The sequence below is a fragment of the Streptomyces sp. NPDC058470 genome (assembly GCF_042721055.1).
Lineage (GTDB): Bacteria > Actinomycetota > Actinomycetes > Streptomycetales > Streptomycetaceae > Streptomyces.
Map to the genome: position 1 here is coordinate 16,597 of NZ_JBHXMF010000051.1, position 14,374 is coordinate 30,970.

Below are 14,374 nucleotides of genomic sequence, written 5' to 3' on the forward strand. Positions count from 1 at the left end.
CCATATGACCAGGCCCGAGCGCTGGCTCGCCTCCCCCTGGCGACGTGGCATCCTCGCCGCGCCGGCCGGCGCGCTGCCCGTGTTCGCCTTCCCCGCCCCCTCCTTGTGGTGGTTCGCGTACGTCGCCCTCGTCCCCTGGATCCTGCTGGTCCGCTCGGCCCCGACGGGAAAGCGGGCCGCCTACGACGGCTGGCTCGGCGGGCTCGGTTTCATGCTGGCCGTGCACCACTGGCTGCTGCCGAGCCTGAATGTGTTCACGGTGGCCATAGCCGCACTGCTCGGCGCGCTGTGGGCCCCCTGGGGCTGGCTCGTACGGCGGTTCCTCGGCGGTGCGCCCTCACCCGGGCAGGTCGCGGCGGCGCTCGTGGTGCTGCCGTCCGGCTGGCTGATCGTCGAACTCGTCCGGTCCTGGCAGGGCTTGGGCGGCCCCTGGGGGCTGCTCGGGTCGAGCCAGTGGCAGGTGGGGCCCGCGCTACGGCTCGCCTCGGTCGGCGGGGTGTGGCTGCTCAGCTTCCTGGTGGTGACGGTCAACGTCGCCGTCGCCGTACTGGTCTCGGTGCGCCGGGCCCGAATACCCGCGGTGGCCGGCCTGGTCGCCACCGCCGCCGCGACCTCGGCGGCCTGGGCATGGTCGCCGCGCCCCGACGTGGAAGGCACGGTCCGGATCGCCGTCGTACAACCCGGTGTCGTCGACGGGCTGGACAGTATCGAGAAGCGCTTCGCGCGCGAGGAGGCGCTCACCCGCACGCTCGCCGGACAGGACCTCGACCTCGTCGTCTGGGGCGAGAGCAGCGTCGGCTTCGACCTCGCCGACCGGCCCGACCTGGCGAACCGGATCGCCACGCTGGCACGGCTCACGGGCGCCGACGTCCTGGTGAACGTCGACGCGCGCCGCTCCGACCGGCCCGGCATCTACAAGAGCTCGGTCCTGGTGGGCCCCCAGGGACCGACCGGCGATCGGTACGACAAGATGCGGCTGGTTCCCTTCGGCGAGTACGTTCCCGCGCGCGGCGTCCTCGGCTGGGCGACGTCCGTGGGCAAGGCGGCGGGCGAGGACCGTATGCAGGGCACCGAGCAGGTGGTGATGAACGTCGGGAACGGGCTGCGGGTCGGCCCGATGGTCTGCTTCGAGTCGGCGTTCCCCGACATGAGCCGCCATCTCGCCCAGGACGGCGCCGAGGTACTCCTCGCACAATCGTCGACATCGAGCTTCCAGCACAGCTGGGCGCCCGAGCAACACGCCTCGCTCGCCGCGCTGCGAGCCGCCGAGACCGGCCGCTCGATGGTGCACGCGACACTGACCGGTGTGTCCGCCGTCTACGGGCCGAGCGGCGAGCGCGTGGGCTCCTGGCTCGGGACCGACGCGAGCACGACGATGGTGTACGAGGTGCCGGTGGCGCGGGGTGTCACGCCGTACGTCAGGTTCGGCGACTGGCCTGTGCACGCGTCCCTGCTGGTGCTGGCGCTCCTGTGCGCGGCGGAGGGCACCCGCGCGTTCAGGCTGCGGCGGCCTGCTCCTCCACTGCACGTACCACTTGCTCGCACAGCTCATGAGTCGCCAGTGCGTCCCGGGCACTGAGCACCTTGCCCGCGCGCACGGCGTCCAGGAAGGCGAGCACCACCTGCTCGATGCCGCGCTGCCTGGCCACCGGTACCCAGTCCCCGCGCCGCCGCACGGTCGGCTGCCCCTTGTGGTCGATCACCTCGGCGAGGTTGAGCACCTGCCGCTTGGTGTCCTGACCCGAGACCTCGAGGATCTCCTCCGCCGAACCGCTCAGCCGGTTCATCACACCGAGCGCGGTGAAGCCGTCCCCGGCGAGCTGCAGTACGACGTGGTGCAGCAGTCCGCCCTCGGCACGGGCGCGTACCGTCACGTCGTCGATGGGCCCCGGCGCCAGGAACCGCAGGGTGTCGACGACATGGATGAAGTCGTCGAGGATCATGGTGCGGGTCCGCTCCGGCAGCCCGATGCGGTTCTTCTGCATCAGGATCAGCTCCCGCGGGTGGTCGGCGCACTGTGTGTACCCGGGCGCGTGACGCCGGTTGAAGCCCACCGCCAGGCTGACGTTCCGCTCCTCCGCGAGCCGCACCAGCCGCTCCGAGTCGGCGAGTTCGTACGCGAGGGGCTTGTCCACGTACGTCGGTACGCCGGCCTCCAGCAGGCGCGTGACGATCTCCGGGTGCGCCACGGTGGCCGCGTGCACGAAAGCGGCGTCGAGATCCTGGGCCAGCAGCTCCGCCAGGTCGGTGTGGCGCTGGGCCTGCGGAAGGTGGAGGCTGTCGGCGACCCGGGTGAGCGTCGCGGGCGTGCGGGTCTGCACATGCAGCTCGACGCCCGGCTGCACGCTCAGCACCGGCAGATACGCCTTCTGCGCGATGTCACCGAGTCCGATGCAGCCGACCTTCACGGGGGGTCTCCTCAAGGGGTGCGTTGCGCGTTCTGGGGTACTTCGGGGTTTCTGACCTCGCCGGGCCTCGTCGGGAAGCATACGGCTGTCGGGTCGGACGCCTCGGGGCCGCCGGGTCACCTCACGGATGCGGGCGCCCTCCGGAGGAGCGGAAGGATCACCCGTGCGGGGCATCCTCCGCTTGTCCGCTCCCCAAAGAGGTTCCGACACAGCAGAGTTGCGCGGGTGCATCGATCAACCACGACCGCGACGCTCCTGGTCACCGTGGCCGTCACCGCCCTCTCCGGCTGTGTGACCGTCCAGCGGCCCCCCTCTTCCGGCCTTCCGCCCGCACCGGCCGGCCCCTCCGTGCCACGTCCGGACGGCAGGGCCGAGCCGCAGGTCGTGCAGGCACCGGCGCGGGAGGCGCTGGAGCTCGTCGGTCCGTCCCGAAAACCCTCCCCCAGCCCGCCCGCACCGCGCAGGGCGGCCCCTCCGCCGCCCGCCGCGCCACCGCCCGCTCCACGCCGGCCCCGCACCGCCCCTCATCCCGAGCCGGCGCGCCCCGACCCGCACATCACCGTCCTGCCCGTGGTCCCGGAGGTCCCGACGACCACGGACGTGTGTGCCCTGGGCAGGAAGTACGGAGGCTGGACGGCGGACAGCCCGGAGGCGGTCATCTGCCAGGGGACGTACGGCCGCTGACCGAACCGGCGCCTTCCGGTACGCCCTCACCCGCGCACCCCGAAGTCCAGTCGTCCCCCTTTCAGGATCGCCGTCTCGGCGGCCCCAGCGTCTCCCCTCCGGGCCCACCCGAGGAGCCGGGGCCGCCCAGTGACCCGGGTCCTTCGCCCGACCCCGAGGTCCCGTCCCCCTCGAGCCGCAGCTCCAGGCGGCCGATCGCCGCCCGGACACCGTCCCCGTAGCTGTCCTCCCCGAGGGCGCCGACCGCACCGCGCGCCCGGCGCAGATGGGTGCGGGCGGCCTCGGTTCGGCCGAGCTTCACATAGTCGGCGGCGAGATTCAGATGCAGGGACGGATAGAACGCGCGCACCGCGAGCGAATCGTGGTGCTCGGCGATCCGTCCGTCGGTGAGCTCCTCGGCCGCCGACAACGCCCGCAGGTCCCAGGCGAGTTCGTCCGAGGGGTCGTCCTGCGTGTCGGCCATGTAGTGCGCCAGCGTGCAGCGGTGCAGGGGGTCGCCGTCCTCGCCGATCTCCGCCCACAGGTCCAGGAAGCGGCCCCGGGCCTCCTCGCGGTCACCGCCGTGGTGCAACATGACGGCCTGCCCGATCCGGGTCATCATGGCATCCGGCGCCGCCTGCTCCTGTTGCTCCGCCACCGCGTCCTCCACAGGCTCGTCACTGATCCTCCCGACGCCAACGACGCTAACGGCAGCCACTGACAATCACGCTCAGGCGCCTCCGTACTCCGCTGGGCCAGGCCGGTGACGGTCCTGGCACGGCGACGCCCCCAGGGCCCGTCAGCCGAGGTCCTGAATCCGCCAGTCGATCGCCTCGTGGCCCTGGACGGCCACGGCCTCGTTGATCTGCGTGAACGGACGCGAGCCGAACCACTTCTTCGCGGACAGCGGCGAGGGGTGCGCCCCCTTCACGACCACGTGCCGCGTCTCGTCGATCAGCGGAAGCTTCTTCTGCGCGTAGTTGCCCCACAGGACGAACACCGCCGGGTCGGGCCGGTCGGCGACGGCGCGGATGACCGCGTCCGTGAACTTCTCCCAGCCCTGACCCTTGTGCGAGTTGGCCTCGCCGGCGCGCACGGTCAGCACCGCGTTGAGCAGCAGGACGCCCTGCTGGGCCCACGGCATCAGATAGCCGTTGTCCGGGATCGGGGTGCCCAGCTCCTCTTTCATCTCCTTGTAGATGTTGCGGAGTGAGGGCGGGGTCTTCACACCGGGGCGGACGGAGAAGCACAGACCGTGCCCCTGGCCCTCGCCGTGGTACGGGTCCTGACCGAGGATCAGCACCTTCACGCGCTCGTACGGCGTCGCGTCGAGAGCGGCGAAGACCTCCTCCCTGGGAGGGAAGACGGGGCCCTTCGCACGCTCCTCCTCGACGAACTCGGTGAGTTCCTTGAAGTAGGGCTGCTGCAGCTCGTCGCCCAGGACGTCGCGCCAGGACTCGGGCAGCATGGCGATATCGGTCACGTCAACTTCCTCCGATGTGCGGTCACTTCCGGAGCACAGAACCTACCGCCGCCCACTGACAACCTGCTCCGGACCCCTCGCACCACAACCGGGTCCGAGCCCCCGCGCTACCAGCTGGTCTTCCGGTACAGCGCCCACATCGTCATGATCGTCGACGGGTCCAGGGCGACCTCGCCGCCCGAGATGTCCTCGCTCGCGGCCACATACTGCTTGCCCTGCCACAACGGCAGCAGCCGGGCGTCGTCCACGAGGATCTGCTGGGCCTCCTCGAACTCCTTGACCACTGCTCCGCGGTCGGTCTCACGGCGCGACTCGGGAAGCAGGTTGTTCGTGATGTACGGGGACGGATAGGGCGTACCGAGCGCGTTCTCCTCGCCCACGAAGGGTGCGATGAAGTTCTCGGCGTCCGGGAAGTCGGGGAACCAGCCTCGCCCGAACACCGGGTACTCGCCCTTGCGGTAGCCCTCTTCGTACGTCTTCCAGGGACGGCTCTTGAGGGTGACCGTGAAGAGGCCGGATCCCTCCAACTGCCTCTTGAGCTCCCGGAACTCGGGGGCCGTCTCGGAGCCGTACCGGTCGGTCGTGTACCAGAAGGTGAGCGGGACGCGCTCGGTGATGCCCGCCTCCAGGAGGATCTGCCGGGCCTTGGACGTACTGGGGTACCCGTAGTCGTCGAAAAAGCCCACTGTGTGCCCGGTCAGCCCCTTGGGGACCATGGAGTACAGCGGCTCGACGGTGTCCTTGTAGATCTTGTTCGCGATCGCCGGCCGGTCGACGATCTGGGCAACGGCCTTGCGGACGGCCGGCATCGCGGCCCACCGGTCCTTCGGGTTGAACACCAGGTAGCTGATCTCGGCGCCCGCGCCCTCGATGAGCTGGATGCTCTTGTCCGGGTCCTGTCCGCGTAGGGAGACGATGTCCGCGGCAGCGAGGCCGCGGAAGGTGACGTCGATGTCCTTGTCGCGGAGAGCGGCGACCATCTGCGCCGAGTCCTGGAAGTAGCGGATGGTGACCGCGTCGTTCTTGCGGTCGGCGAAGCCTTTGTAGCGGTCGTTGCTGACGAGTTCGGCCTGCTTGCCCTCTTCGTAGGACCGCAGGGTGTAGGGCCCCGAGCCGGAGACCTGACCGTCCTTGCGCAGGGCGTCGACGGGGTAGTCATCGGGATCGACGATCGACATGGCGGGGGTGGCCAGGACGAACGGGAAGGTCGCGTCGGACTTGTTGAGGTGGAAGACGACCTCACGGTCGCTCAGCGCCTGGACCCGGTCGAGGCTGCCCAGCAGCCCCGCGGGACCGCCGACGACACCGATCGTCCTGATCCGGTCGATCGAGTACTTGACCGCCCGGGCGTCGAGCTTGTCCCCGTCGGAGAACTTCATGTCCGCGCGCAGCCGACAGCTGTAGGTGCGATTCGACGTGTCAGTGAACCTGCAGCTCTCGGCCGCGTCGGGCGCGGGCTCGACCGAGCCGTTGGGGTAGCTCAGCAGCGTCTGGTAGATGTTGCGGAAAAGCTCCCAGGAGCCGTCCCAGGAGGCCGCCGGATCCAGCGTGCTCGGAGCGCTGGTGGTACCCACGACGATCGGCCCCTCGTCCGCCGGCGCGCCCGAGGAGAGGACGCCGCATCCGGCCACCAGGGATATCGACGTGAGCGTCGCCAGCTGCCGCAGCGATCGGTTCCGATTCCGGTTGAACACGCGAACGCTCCTCGATCTGCCGTACCAAGGGACGACGGCAGACCATACCGCAGTACCCCGCCGGGGGAACCGTGTTCCCGGCAGGGCACTTGATCAGCATGTATGTGACTACGTTGTCATGCTGATGTGCGTCCGCGATGCGTTGACGCGGGTGCGATTTCTGTCAACTTGTACATCGGCGCGGGGGGTCGATTTCTTTCGTCGACACTGGCGCGTTCTCTACGTCGACAGGGGCGCCGTCCGTGTCAAGGCACGGCGCCCCGGCGCTGCCGTCATCCCACCCCGGCGTTCAGGAAGATGCCGCCGTCGATCACCAGCGTCTGACCGGTGATCCAGTCCGACTGCTGCGAGGTGAGGAACGCGGCGGCGCCGCCGATGTCGGAGGGGACACCGAGCCGGCCGAGCGGGTACGCCGCGATCACCTCCTCCTCACGGCCCTCGTAAAGGGCCTGCGCGAACTTGGTCTTGACGACGGCGGGCGCGATCGAGTTGACCCGCACCTTGGGTGCGAACTCGTGCGCCAGTTGCAGGGTCAGGTTGACCATGGCGGCCTTGCTCATGCCGTACGCGCCGATGAACGGCGAGGCGGAGATGCCGGCGAGGGAGGCGATGTTGACGATCGCTCCGCCGTTGTCCTTCTGCCAGGCGTGCCAGGTCCGCTGGGCGAAGCCGAGGGCCGAGACGACGTTGGTCTCGAAGACCTTGCGCGCCACGTTGAGGTCGAGGTCGGCGATGGGGCCGAACACCGGGTTCGTACCGGCGTTGTTGACCAGGTAGTCGACGCGGCCGAAGGCCTCCATGGTGCGCTCGACGGCGACGGCCTGGTGGGCCTCGTCGTGGGCCTTGCCGGCGACGCCGATGACGCGGTCGGCACCGAGTGCCTCGACGGCCTCCTTGAGGGCGTCCTCGTTGCGGCCGGTGATGCAGACGCGGTCTCCGCGGGCGATCACTGCCTCGGCGACTCCGTAGCCGATGCCGCGGCTCGCGCCGGTGATGAGCGCGACCTTGCCCGAGAGTTCGGGGAGTGTGGTCATGTCCGTTTCCCCCGGCTTCAGTTGAGCGGTCCGCCGGCGACGTACAGCACCTGGCCGGAGACGAACCCGGCCGCCTCGCCCGTGAAGAAGGCGATGGCGTTGGCGATGTCGTCCGGGTTGCCGACGCGCTGCACGGGGATCTGGGTCGCTGCGGCGGCCTGGAAGTCCTCGAAGCCCATACCGATGCGGGCGGCCGTCGCGGCGGTCATGTCGGTGACGATGAAGCCGGGGGCCACGGCGTTCGCGGTGACGCCGAACTTGCCGAGCTCGAAGGCGAGCGTCTTGGTGAAGCCCTGCAGACCGGCCTTGGCGGCGGAGTAGTTTGCCTGGCCGCGGTTGCCGAGCGCGGACGAGGAGGAAAGGTTGACGATCCGGCCGAACTTCGCGTCGACCATGTGCTTCTGAACGGCCTTCGCCATCAGGAAGGCGCCGCGCAGGTGCACGTTCATGACCGTGTCCCAGTCGGACGTGCTCATCTTGAACAGCAGGTTGTCGCGGAGCACACCCGCGTTGTTCACCAGGATCGTCGGCGCACCGAGCTCCTCGGCGATCCGCGCGACAGCCGCCTCGACCTGGGCCTCGTCGGAGACGTCACAGCCGACCGCGATGGCCTTGCCACCGGCGGCGGTGATCTTCTCGACGGTGTCCTTGCACGCGGCCTCGTCGAGGTCGATCACCGCGACGGCGCGGCCCTCGGCGGCCAGTCGTACGGCGGTCGCGGCACCGATGCCGCGCGCGGCACCGGTGACTACGGCGACGCGCTGCTCAGTGGTGGACATTGCTGGTTCTCCTCGCCCTTGAAAAGCCCTGCGGCCTGAACTTGTCCTGCTGCCTGAAAGGCCCTGCGGCCTGGATTGCCCTGCGGCTCACACGGTACGCCCGTCCGGTGAGCGACCGCTTAGTACCTTCGGTAGACGTGACGCTAGAAGCCCTGGCACCCGGTGTCAACGCCACACCGCGTGCGTGTGATCCATTACCTGACCAGCAGTGCGAGCAACCGCTCCGCCTCGGCCTCCGGATCCGCGGTGAGCCCCGTGTGCACGGGCCCGGGCTGGACGACCGTGGAGCGGGGCGCGATCAGCCAGCGAAAGCGCCTCCCGGCATCGTCGTGTGCCGCCTGACCTGCCGCTTCTCCTCCCGCGCAGACCCCTTCGACAGCGCGCAGCGCGGCCCGTACGCCCGCCACGTCCGCCTCCGGATCCAGCGCCTGCAACTTCGTCTCGTCCAGATGCGTGCGGGCGGCGACGAAGGACTTGGCACGGCAGTACACCAGCACGCCCGCGTTGAAGCACTCACCGCGCTCGACCCGGGGAACCACCCGCAGCACCGCGTACTCGAAGACGTCCCGCTCGCTCACTTGGCCCCCTTGATTCCGCCGACACCCTCGGTGACATCGATGCCCTTGATGCGCTCATGGACGGCGGCGGCGCGTGCGAGCAGCGGTTCGGCGTACGCCCGCCGCAGGGCGTCCGTCGTGTCGAAACCGGGCTCCCCGTCGAGCCATTCGTCCGGGATCTCGGCGGTCACCTCGGCGAGCAGTTCCTCCGTGACCAGGGGCGCCAGTTCCGCGGCGGCGGAGGCGATGTCCGGCCGGAAGGGCGCGAGCGCGTGGTCGGTGGCGTCGTACGGCTTGGCGGCGGAGGCCTGGGCGCCCGGCCAGTTGTGGTGCCAGATCATCGTGGCGCCGTGGTCGATGAGCCACAGCTCGCCGCGTTGCACCAGCATGTTGGGGTTGCGCCAGGAGCGGTCGACGTTGTTGACCAGCGCGTCGAACCAGACGATCCGCCCGGCCTCCTCAGGGCCGACCCGGTGCGCGAGGGAGTCGAAGCCGATCGCGCGGGAGAGGAAATCCATCCCGAGGTTCAGGCCGCCGCTCGACTTCAGCAGCGCCTGGACCTCCTGGTCCGGTTCGCCGAGCCCCAGGACCGGGTCGAGGCCGATCGTCACGAGCCCGGGCACACGCAGGCCCAGCCGACGGGCGAGTTCACCGCACACGACCTCCGCGACCAGCGTCTTGCGTCCCTGCCCCGCGCCGGTGAACTTCATGACGTAGGTCCCGAGGTCGTCGGCCTCGACGAGCCCGGGCAGGGAACCGCCCTCACGCAGGGGCGTGATGTAGCGGGTCGCGATCACTTCTGTGAGCATTTCCCCAGGCTATCCGGCGGCTGATCTTTACGATCCCCAGCGCACCTGCCCTGGATCGTGACAAGGCGGCGCCCCGGGATCTCGATCGCGTCAAGATGACCGCTCGCCCTGAACAGCGCCGCGGCCGGGCCGTACTCCCGTGCGGATCGATTTCGTACCGTAAAGGGGAAGTCCGCATGACCAGCGAATCGCTTCCGCCCGTCTCTGCGCCGTCCCGCCGCACCGTCGTGGCAGCGGTGGGCGCCGCGGGAATCGCCTTCGCGCCGGCCGCGTGCGGGTCCGAGACCGAGTCCTCCGGCTCCGTCGCTGCCGCGGGTACCACCCTGGCGTGAGCCGGGACGGAGTTCACGCCCGTGGCGGGCGACGCGGCCGTTTGAAGCAGGCCAGCACGTCGTCGGTCGAGGTGATCGTGGCCACCAGGGAAAGCGTGTTACGGATCATCACGGGGGTGTAGTCGGAGGGCACCCCCGCGATGGCGTCGGCGGGCACCACGGCCGTGTAGCCGCGGTTCACGGCGTCGAACACGGTGTTGGGAATGGCCACGTTGGCCGAGACGCCCGTCACGACCAGGGTGCGGCAGCCCAGATTGCGCAGCAGCGCGTCGACATCGGTGCCCGTGATCGGCGACAGCCCGTGCAGACGCCGTACGACGAGGTCCTCCTCGGCGACCTCGATGGGCGGCACGATCCGCACCGCCGTGGTCCCGGTCAACTGCTGTACGGGGAGCCGCTCGGCCGCGCGGAACAGCCTCGCGTTGCGATTGGCGCCCCGGCCGTCCGGGCGCCGCTCGGCGATCGCGTGGATGACCTGCACCCCGCTCTCGTGCGCGGCGGCGACCAGCCGCGCGACGTTCGCCAGCGCCCCCGACGACCGTGCCTCCTTGGCGAGTTCGGGCAGCGCGCTGTCCTGCCCCACGACACCCTGCTGGCACTCGACGGTGAGCAGCACGGTGGTGACGGGGTCGAGGAGTTCACTGAGCTGTTCGTACGACGGCATGGCTCCCCCTGGTCGCGGGTGGTCGGAGCGGCGAGACTGTCGGAGCGGGCGAGACTAACCACCATTGCGCCAGGACGGAAGAGAGCCCATGCTTTCCTGACGTGCCGTCAGATTCCGTCTGGTTCCGTCAGGTACGAAATCGCGCCATGTCTGCCGGAGAAGTACGCCGGGTACGTCACAGAAGAGGGGACCGCATGGCCGTCACTCAGCGCCGGGGCCGGAGGATCATGATGACGCCCGGCGAGCTGGACAAGTTCCTGACCAGTCGGCGCACTTGCCGCGTGGCGACCGTCTCCGCGGACGGCGCCCCGCACGCGAGCACCCTCTGGTTCGTCTGGGACGGCACCTCGCTGTGGCTGTACTCGATCACCCGCAGCAAACGCTGGGCCGACCTGCGCCGCGATCCGCGCGTGGCCGTGGTCGTCGACGCAGGGGAGGAGTACGACGAACTGCGCGGCGCCGAGCTGTCCGGCACCGTCGAGTTCGTCGGCGAGGTGCCCCGTACGGGCGAGGCATGCGCCGAACTCACCGCGGTGGAACGCCTGTTCGCCAGGAAGAACTTCGGCCTCGACGAGCTGCCGCACGACGGCAGGCACGCGTGGATGCGGCTGACGCCGGACCTGATCGCTTCCTGGGACTTCCGGAAACTCGCCGCGCTGTAACGCAAGTCCTGGCATCCCCGTCCAGTTCAGGCCACCGCCCGCCCCGCCCTCCTCAGCGCCTCCACCGCCGCCCTGATCGACGGCCGCCGGTCGGCGTCCTCGCGCCACACCGCGTGCACATACCGGTGGACGCGATGGCGCACCGGCACGGCACGCACCCCGGCCGGCATCGGATCGCGACCGAGGCGGGGCGCGACGCACACGCCCAACCCGGCGGCGACCAAGGCGAGTTGGGTGTGATGCTCACCGGCGAGATGGGCGATTCGGGGCTCTATCCCCTTGGCGCGCAGCGTGTACACCAGCCACTCGTGACAGAACTCGCCCTCGGGCCAGGAGATCCACTCGTCGTCCGCGAAGTCCTCCAGGTCGACCGTGTCCCGGTCGGCGAGCGGGTGCCCCTCGGGCATGGCGACGTCCGCGGGATCGTCGAGGAGCGTGGCCTTGACGAGCCCTTCGGGCACGGGCAGCGGCTTGTTGTACCAGTCGAGCACGACGGCCAGGTCGATGTCGCCCCGGACCAGACCTGCGACCCCGTGCTCGGGCTCCAGCTCCCGCGAATTCACCCGCAGTCCCGGATGCTCGGCCCGCAGCGCACCGAGCACGGCGGGGAACAGCCCGCGCGCGGCCGTCGGAAACGCGGCCAGTCGCAGTTCGCCGACCACTTGCCCGCGCTGCGCCTCCAGGTCGGACTGCGCGAGCTCGACCTGGGACAGGATCCGCGCGGCATGGTCGGCGAGCAGTCGCCCGGCGTCGGTGAGGCGCACCCCGCGCCCGTTCCTGGCGAGCAGCTGCTGCCCCACCTCGCGCTCCAGCTTGGACATCTGCTGGGAGACGGCGGACGTGGTGACATGCAGCCCGTCGGCCGCACCGCTCACCGAGCCGTGCCGGGCGAGGGCGTCGAGAGTACGCAGGCGCTCCAGATTCAACACGTAAGCAATGCTACGAGATAAAGGACGAGAAATCTCGCTTGTGCTACGAGGTCGTGCAGCCCCATCGTTGGCTCCATGAGCGCCGTCGCCACTCCCCACACCGTCCCCCCGACCGACAAGAGCCCCCGCCGCCATGCCGCTCTCGACTGGCGGGTCCGTTTCGGCGTCCTCTCCCTGATCTGGGGCTTCAGCTTCCTGCTCATCAAGGTCGGCACGGAGGGCTACGCGCCGTTCCAGGTCACGCTCGGGCGGCTGGTGTTCGGGACCGCGGTCCTCGCAACGGCGATGGCGGTGAAGCGGGAGCGGCTGCCGCGCGGCATGCGGACCTGGGTGCACCTCGCGGTCGCGGCCTTCCTGCTCAACGCGCTGCCGTTCTCCCTCTTCGCCTACTCCGAGCTGACGATCCCCTCCACCCTCGCGGGCATCTGCAACGCGACCTCGCCGCTCTGGGGCATGGCCCTGTCCCTGGTCGCCCTCTCCGAGGACCGGCCGACCCGGCGCAGGGTCGCCGGTCTCGGCATCGGCTTCATAGGCGTACTGACGGTCCTCGGCGCCTGGCAGGGCTTCCACGGCCTGGACGCCACGGGCACGGCGATGGCCCTGACGGCCTCGCTGTGCTACCCGATCGGCTGGATCTACGTCCGCCGCACGCTGGCCGGCGCCGGCCACTCGCACCTGTCGATGACCGGCGCCCAGTTGCTGCTGGCCACCGTCCAACTGGCGCTCATCACCCCGCTCTTCACCACCCTGCCGAGCCGTTTCCCGCTCGTCCCGCTGCTCGCGATCGCCACTCTGGGCACCCTCGGCACGGGCCTCGCCGTCCGCATCCAGTACGGCCTGGTCTCCGAGGTCGGCCCGACGACGGCCCAGATGGTCACGTACTTCATCCCGGTCATAGCCGCCGCGGCGGGCGTCGCGATCCTCGGCGAGTCGCTGGCCTGGTCGACACCGGTCGGCGCGGTCGTCGTGCTGGCGGGGGCGGCGCTCACCCAGTCCGGGGCACGCCGATGACTCACGCGTAATGGCGAGCGGACGCGGGCGCGACGGCGGAGGCGACCGCGTCCGCCAACGGCTCGATGTCGCCCGGCGTGAGAGTGGAGACGGTGATCCGCAGACCGGGCGATGCACTCACCCGGAACCGCGCCCCGGGCGCCACGGCCCAGCCCGCGTGCAGCAGCCGCGCGACCGCCCCGGTCTCGTCCGGAACGGGAACCCACACATTCATCCCGCTGCGCCCCCGCGCCGCGACACCCCGCTCTTCGAGCGCGCCGATCAGCGCGTCGCGTCGCCGTTCGTACGACGCCGCCACGGCCCGTACGTCCACCGCACCGCTGGTCCACAGCTGCACGACCGCGCGCTGCAACAGATGACTGACCCAGCCGGGACCCAGCCGCTGCCGCCCGTGCACGCGGTCGACGGTGACGGGGTCCCCGGTCAGCACGGCGAGCCGCAGATCGGGCCCGTACGCCTTGGCGACGGAGCGGACCAGCGCCCAGTGGTGGGTCGTACCGGCCAGCGGATGCAGCGGCAGGTCGACGATCCGGTGTCCGTGGTCATCCTCGACGAGGAGGGCGTGCGGGTACTTCTTGAGCACGGAACGCAGGGCACGCGCGCGCGTGGCGGTCACGGCGGCTCCGGTCGGGTTCTGGGCACGGCACGTGACGATCAGGGCCCGGGCGCCGGCGTCCAGTGCGCGCCGTACCTCGTCCGGGACCGGGCCCTCGTCGTCGACACCCATGGGGACGACACGCAGCCCGAGCGCCGGCACAAGGTCGAGCAGACTGCCCCAGCCGGGATCCTCGACGGCGACCGCGTCCCCGGGCTTGAGGTGGGTCACCAGCACGCGCTCGATGGCGTCGAGTGATCCGGAGGTGACGACGACAGGGCCGTCGGGCACCGCGTCGGCGTCGAGTTCGGCGCGCGCGAGCCGCACCAACTCCGGTTCGACAGCCGCCTCCCCGTACATCACGGGCTCCCGGTCCGACCGCTCCGCCGCCACCGCGAACGCCTCGGCGAGGCCGGGCAGCAGCGCGCGATCGGGATTCCCGTCCGCCAGATTTCGTACGCCGTCGGGCACGTCGACCCGGATGTAGTCGCGCCCTGTCGTGGCCGGCTTGGAGCGGATACGGCTGCCGCGGCGGCCCGCGGTCTCGATCACCCCGCGCTCCCGCAGCGTGCGATAGGCCGCCGCGACGGTATTGGGATTCACCCCGAGCTGTGCCGCCAACTCCCGCATGGGCGGCAGCAGTTGCCCCGGCTCCAGCGTCCCCGACCCCACCGCACGCTCGACGCTGGCGGCAATCTCAGCTGCGCCACGACCTTCAATCCGATACTCTCCTAGCACAAACAACACTATGCAC

General features: G+C 70.4%; 16 protein-coding genes. 5 read left to right on the top strand and 11 right to left on the bottom strand.

Features of this window, described 5'->3' with window-relative positions; genetic code table 11:
* The first annotated feature begins 4 nt into the window (after positions 1 to 4).
* On the top strand, positions 5 to 1,579 hold the full coding sequence (gene lnt, locus ACFWP7_RS31270; RefSeq protein WP_384388151.1) for an apolipoprotein N-acyltransferase: 1,575 nt from the start codon (positions 5 to 7) through the stop codon (positions 1,577 to 1,579).
* On the opposite strand, the gene ACFWP7_RS31275 is transcribed toward lnt, so the two are convergent.
* Complete coding sequence (locus tag ACFWP7_RS31275) at positions 1,497 to 2,408, bottom strand: Gfo/Idh/MocA family protein (protein WP_384388154.1); 912 nt, start codon at positions 2,406 to 2,408, stop codon at positions 1,497 to 1,499. The genes lnt and ACFWP7_RS31275 overlap by 83 nt on opposite strands.
* A 225-nt stretch (positions 2,409 to 2,633) precedes the next feature.
* On the opposite strand from ACFWP7_RS31275, the gene ACFWP7_RS31280 reads away from it, so the two are divergent.
* Entirely contained in the window at positions 2,634 to 3,092 is a 459-nt protein-coding gene (locus ACFWP7_RS31280) for a hypothetical protein (protein WP_384388156.1), read from the top strand.
* Positions 3,093 to 3,153: 61 nt separating this feature from the next.
* Here ACFWP7_RS31280 and ACFWP7_RS31285 read toward each other — a convergent pair whose 3' ends face one another.
* The 7 genes from ACFWP7_RS31285 to ACFWP7_RS31315 all read right to left on the bottom strand — a co-directional run bounded on the left by ACFWP7_RS31285 (position 3,154) and on the right by ACFWP7_RS31315 (position 9,427).
* The gene (locus ACFWP7_RS31285) at positions 3,154 to 3,729 is read right to left on the bottom strand and encodes a hypothetical protein (RefSeq protein WP_384388158.1); all 576 of its coding nucleotides are present in this window, start codon (positions 3,727 to 3,729) and stop codon (positions 3,154 to 3,156) included.
* A gap of 141 nt (positions 3,730 to 3,870) precedes the next feature.
* The gene (ung, locus tag ACFWP7_RS31290; protein ID WP_384388161.1) at positions 3,871 to 4,554 is read right to left on the bottom strand and encodes a uracil-DNA glycosylase; all 684 of its coding nucleotides are present in this window, start codon (positions 4,552 to 4,554) and stop codon (positions 3,871 to 3,873) included.
* A gap of 107 nt (positions 4,555 to 4,661) precedes the next feature.
* Entirely contained in the window at positions 4,662 to 6,248 is a 1,587-nt protein-coding gene (locus ACFWP7_RS31295; RefSeq protein ID WP_384388164.1) for an ABC transporter substrate-binding protein, read from the bottom strand.
* Between the two features lie 272 nt (positions 6,249 to 6,520).
* Positions 6,521 to 7,282 carry an SDR family oxidoreductase gene (locus ACFWP7_RS31300; protein WP_384388167.1) on the bottom strand — a complete coding sequence of 254 codons (762 nt, stop codon included), beginning with the start codon at positions 7,280 to 7,282 and terminating at the stop codon, positions 6,521 to 6,523.
* 17 nt (positions 7,283 to 7,299) lie between these two features.
* Positions 7,300 to 8,061: a 3-oxoacyl-ACP reductase FabG gene (gene fabG / locus ACFWP7_RS31305; protein WP_384388170.1), complete on the bottom strand. Its 762-nt coding sequence runs from the start codon at positions 8,059 to 8,061 to the stop codon at positions 7,300 to 7,302.
* Between the two features lie 194 nt (positions 8,062 to 8,255).
* Entirely contained in the window at positions 8,256 to 8,639 is a 384-nt protein-coding gene (locus tag ACFWP7_RS31310; protein WP_384388173.1) for a DUF3037 domain-containing protein, read from the bottom strand.
* Positions 8,636 to 9,427, bottom strand: coding sequence for a HipA family kinase (locus tag ACFWP7_RS31315; protein WP_384388176.1), 792 nt, complete (start codon positions 9,425 to 9,427; stop codon positions 8,636 to 8,638). Before ACFWP7_RS31315 ends, ACFWP7_RS31310 begins: the two co-directional genes overlap by 4 nt.
* 176 nt (positions 9,428 to 9,603) lie before the next feature.
* Here ACFWP7_RS31315 and ACFWP7_RS31320 point away from each other — a divergent pair, with 176 nt between their 5' ends.
* The gene (locus tag ACFWP7_RS31320; RefSeq protein WP_384388179.1) at positions 9,604 to 9,759 is read left to right on the top strand and encodes a hypothetical protein; all 156 of its coding nucleotides are present in this window, start codon (positions 9,604 to 9,606) and stop codon (positions 9,757 to 9,759) included.
* Positions 9,760 to 9,772: 13 nt separating this feature from the next.
* Here the strand turns inward: ACFWP7_RS31320 and ACFWP7_RS31325 are convergent, their stop codons facing one another.
* A complete protein-coding gene (locus ACFWP7_RS31325; RefSeq protein ID WP_384388182.1) occupies positions 9,773 to 10,423 on the bottom strand; it encodes a cysteine hydrolase in 651 nt (216 codons plus the stop codon).
* A 194-nt stretch (positions 10,424 to 10,617) separates the two neighbouring features.
* Between ACFWP7_RS31325 and ACFWP7_RS31330 the strand changes: the two genes are divergently transcribed.
* Positions 10,618 to 11,085 carry a pyridoxamine 5'-phosphate oxidase family protein gene (locus ACFWP7_RS31330; protein ID WP_384388185.1) on the top strand — a complete coding sequence of 156 codons (468 nt, stop codon included), beginning with the start codon at positions 10,618 to 10,620 and terminating at the stop codon, positions 11,083 to 11,085.
* Between the two features lie 26 nt (positions 11,086 to 11,111).
* On the opposite strand, the gene ACFWP7_RS31335 is transcribed toward ACFWP7_RS31330, so the two are convergent.
* Positions 11,112 to 12,014, bottom strand: a complete 903-nt coding sequence (locus ACFWP7_RS31335; RefSeq protein ID WP_384388188.1) for a LysR family transcriptional regulator — start codon at positions 12,012 to 12,014, stop codon at positions 11,112 to 11,114.
* Between the two features lie 75 nt (positions 12,015 to 12,089).
* On the opposite strand from ACFWP7_RS31335, the gene ACFWP7_RS31340 reads away from it, so the two are divergent.
* Entirely contained in the window at positions 12,090 to 13,025 is a 936-nt protein-coding gene (locus tag ACFWP7_RS31340) for a DMT family transporter (protein WP_384388191.1), read from the top strand.
* A 1-nt stretch (position 13,026) separates the two neighbouring features.
* On the opposite strand, the gene ACFWP7_RS31345 is transcribed toward ACFWP7_RS31340, so the two are convergent.
* The gene (locus ACFWP7_RS31345; RefSeq protein WP_384388194.1) at positions 13,027 to 14,358 is read right to left on the bottom strand and encodes an aminotransferase class I/II-fold pyridoxal phosphate-dependent enzyme; all 1,332 of its coding nucleotides are present in this window, start codon (positions 14,356 to 14,358) and stop codon (positions 13,027 to 13,029) included.
* Positions 14,359 to 14,374: the final 16 nt, after the last annotated feature.

Coding starts and splice junctions, on each gene's coding strand:
- ACFWP7_RS31340 (WP_384388191.1), top strand. CDS start 12,090: ATGAGCGCCGTCGCCACTCCCCACACCGTCCCCCCGACCGACAAGAGC.
- ACFWP7_RS31330 (WP_384388185.1), top strand. CDS start 10,618: ATGGCCGTCACTCAGCGCCGGGGCCGGAGGATCATGATGACGCCCGGC.
- ACFWP7_RS31300 (WP_384388167.1), bottom strand. CDS start 7,282: ATGACCACACTCCCCGAACTCTCGGGCAAGGTCGCGCTCATCACCGGC.
- ACFWP7_RS31320 (WP_384388179.1), top strand. CDS start 9,604: ATGACCAGCGAATCGCTTCCGCCCGTCTCTGCGCCGTCCCGCCGCACC.
- ACFWP7_RS31315 (WP_384388176.1), bottom strand. CDS start 9,427: ATGCTCACAGAAGTGATCGCGACCCGCTACATCACGCCCCTGCGTGAG.
- fabG (WP_384388170.1), bottom strand. CDS start 8,061: ATGTCCACCACTGAGCAGCGCGTCGCCGTAGTCACCGGTGCCGCGCGC.
- ACFWP7_RS31325 (WP_384388182.1), bottom strand. CDS start 10,423: ATGCCGTCGTACGAACAGCTCAGTGAACTCCTCGACCCCGTCACCACC.
- lnt (WP_384388151.1), top strand. CDS start 5: ATGACCAGGCCCGAGCGCTGGCTCGCCTCCCCCTGGCGACGTGGCATC.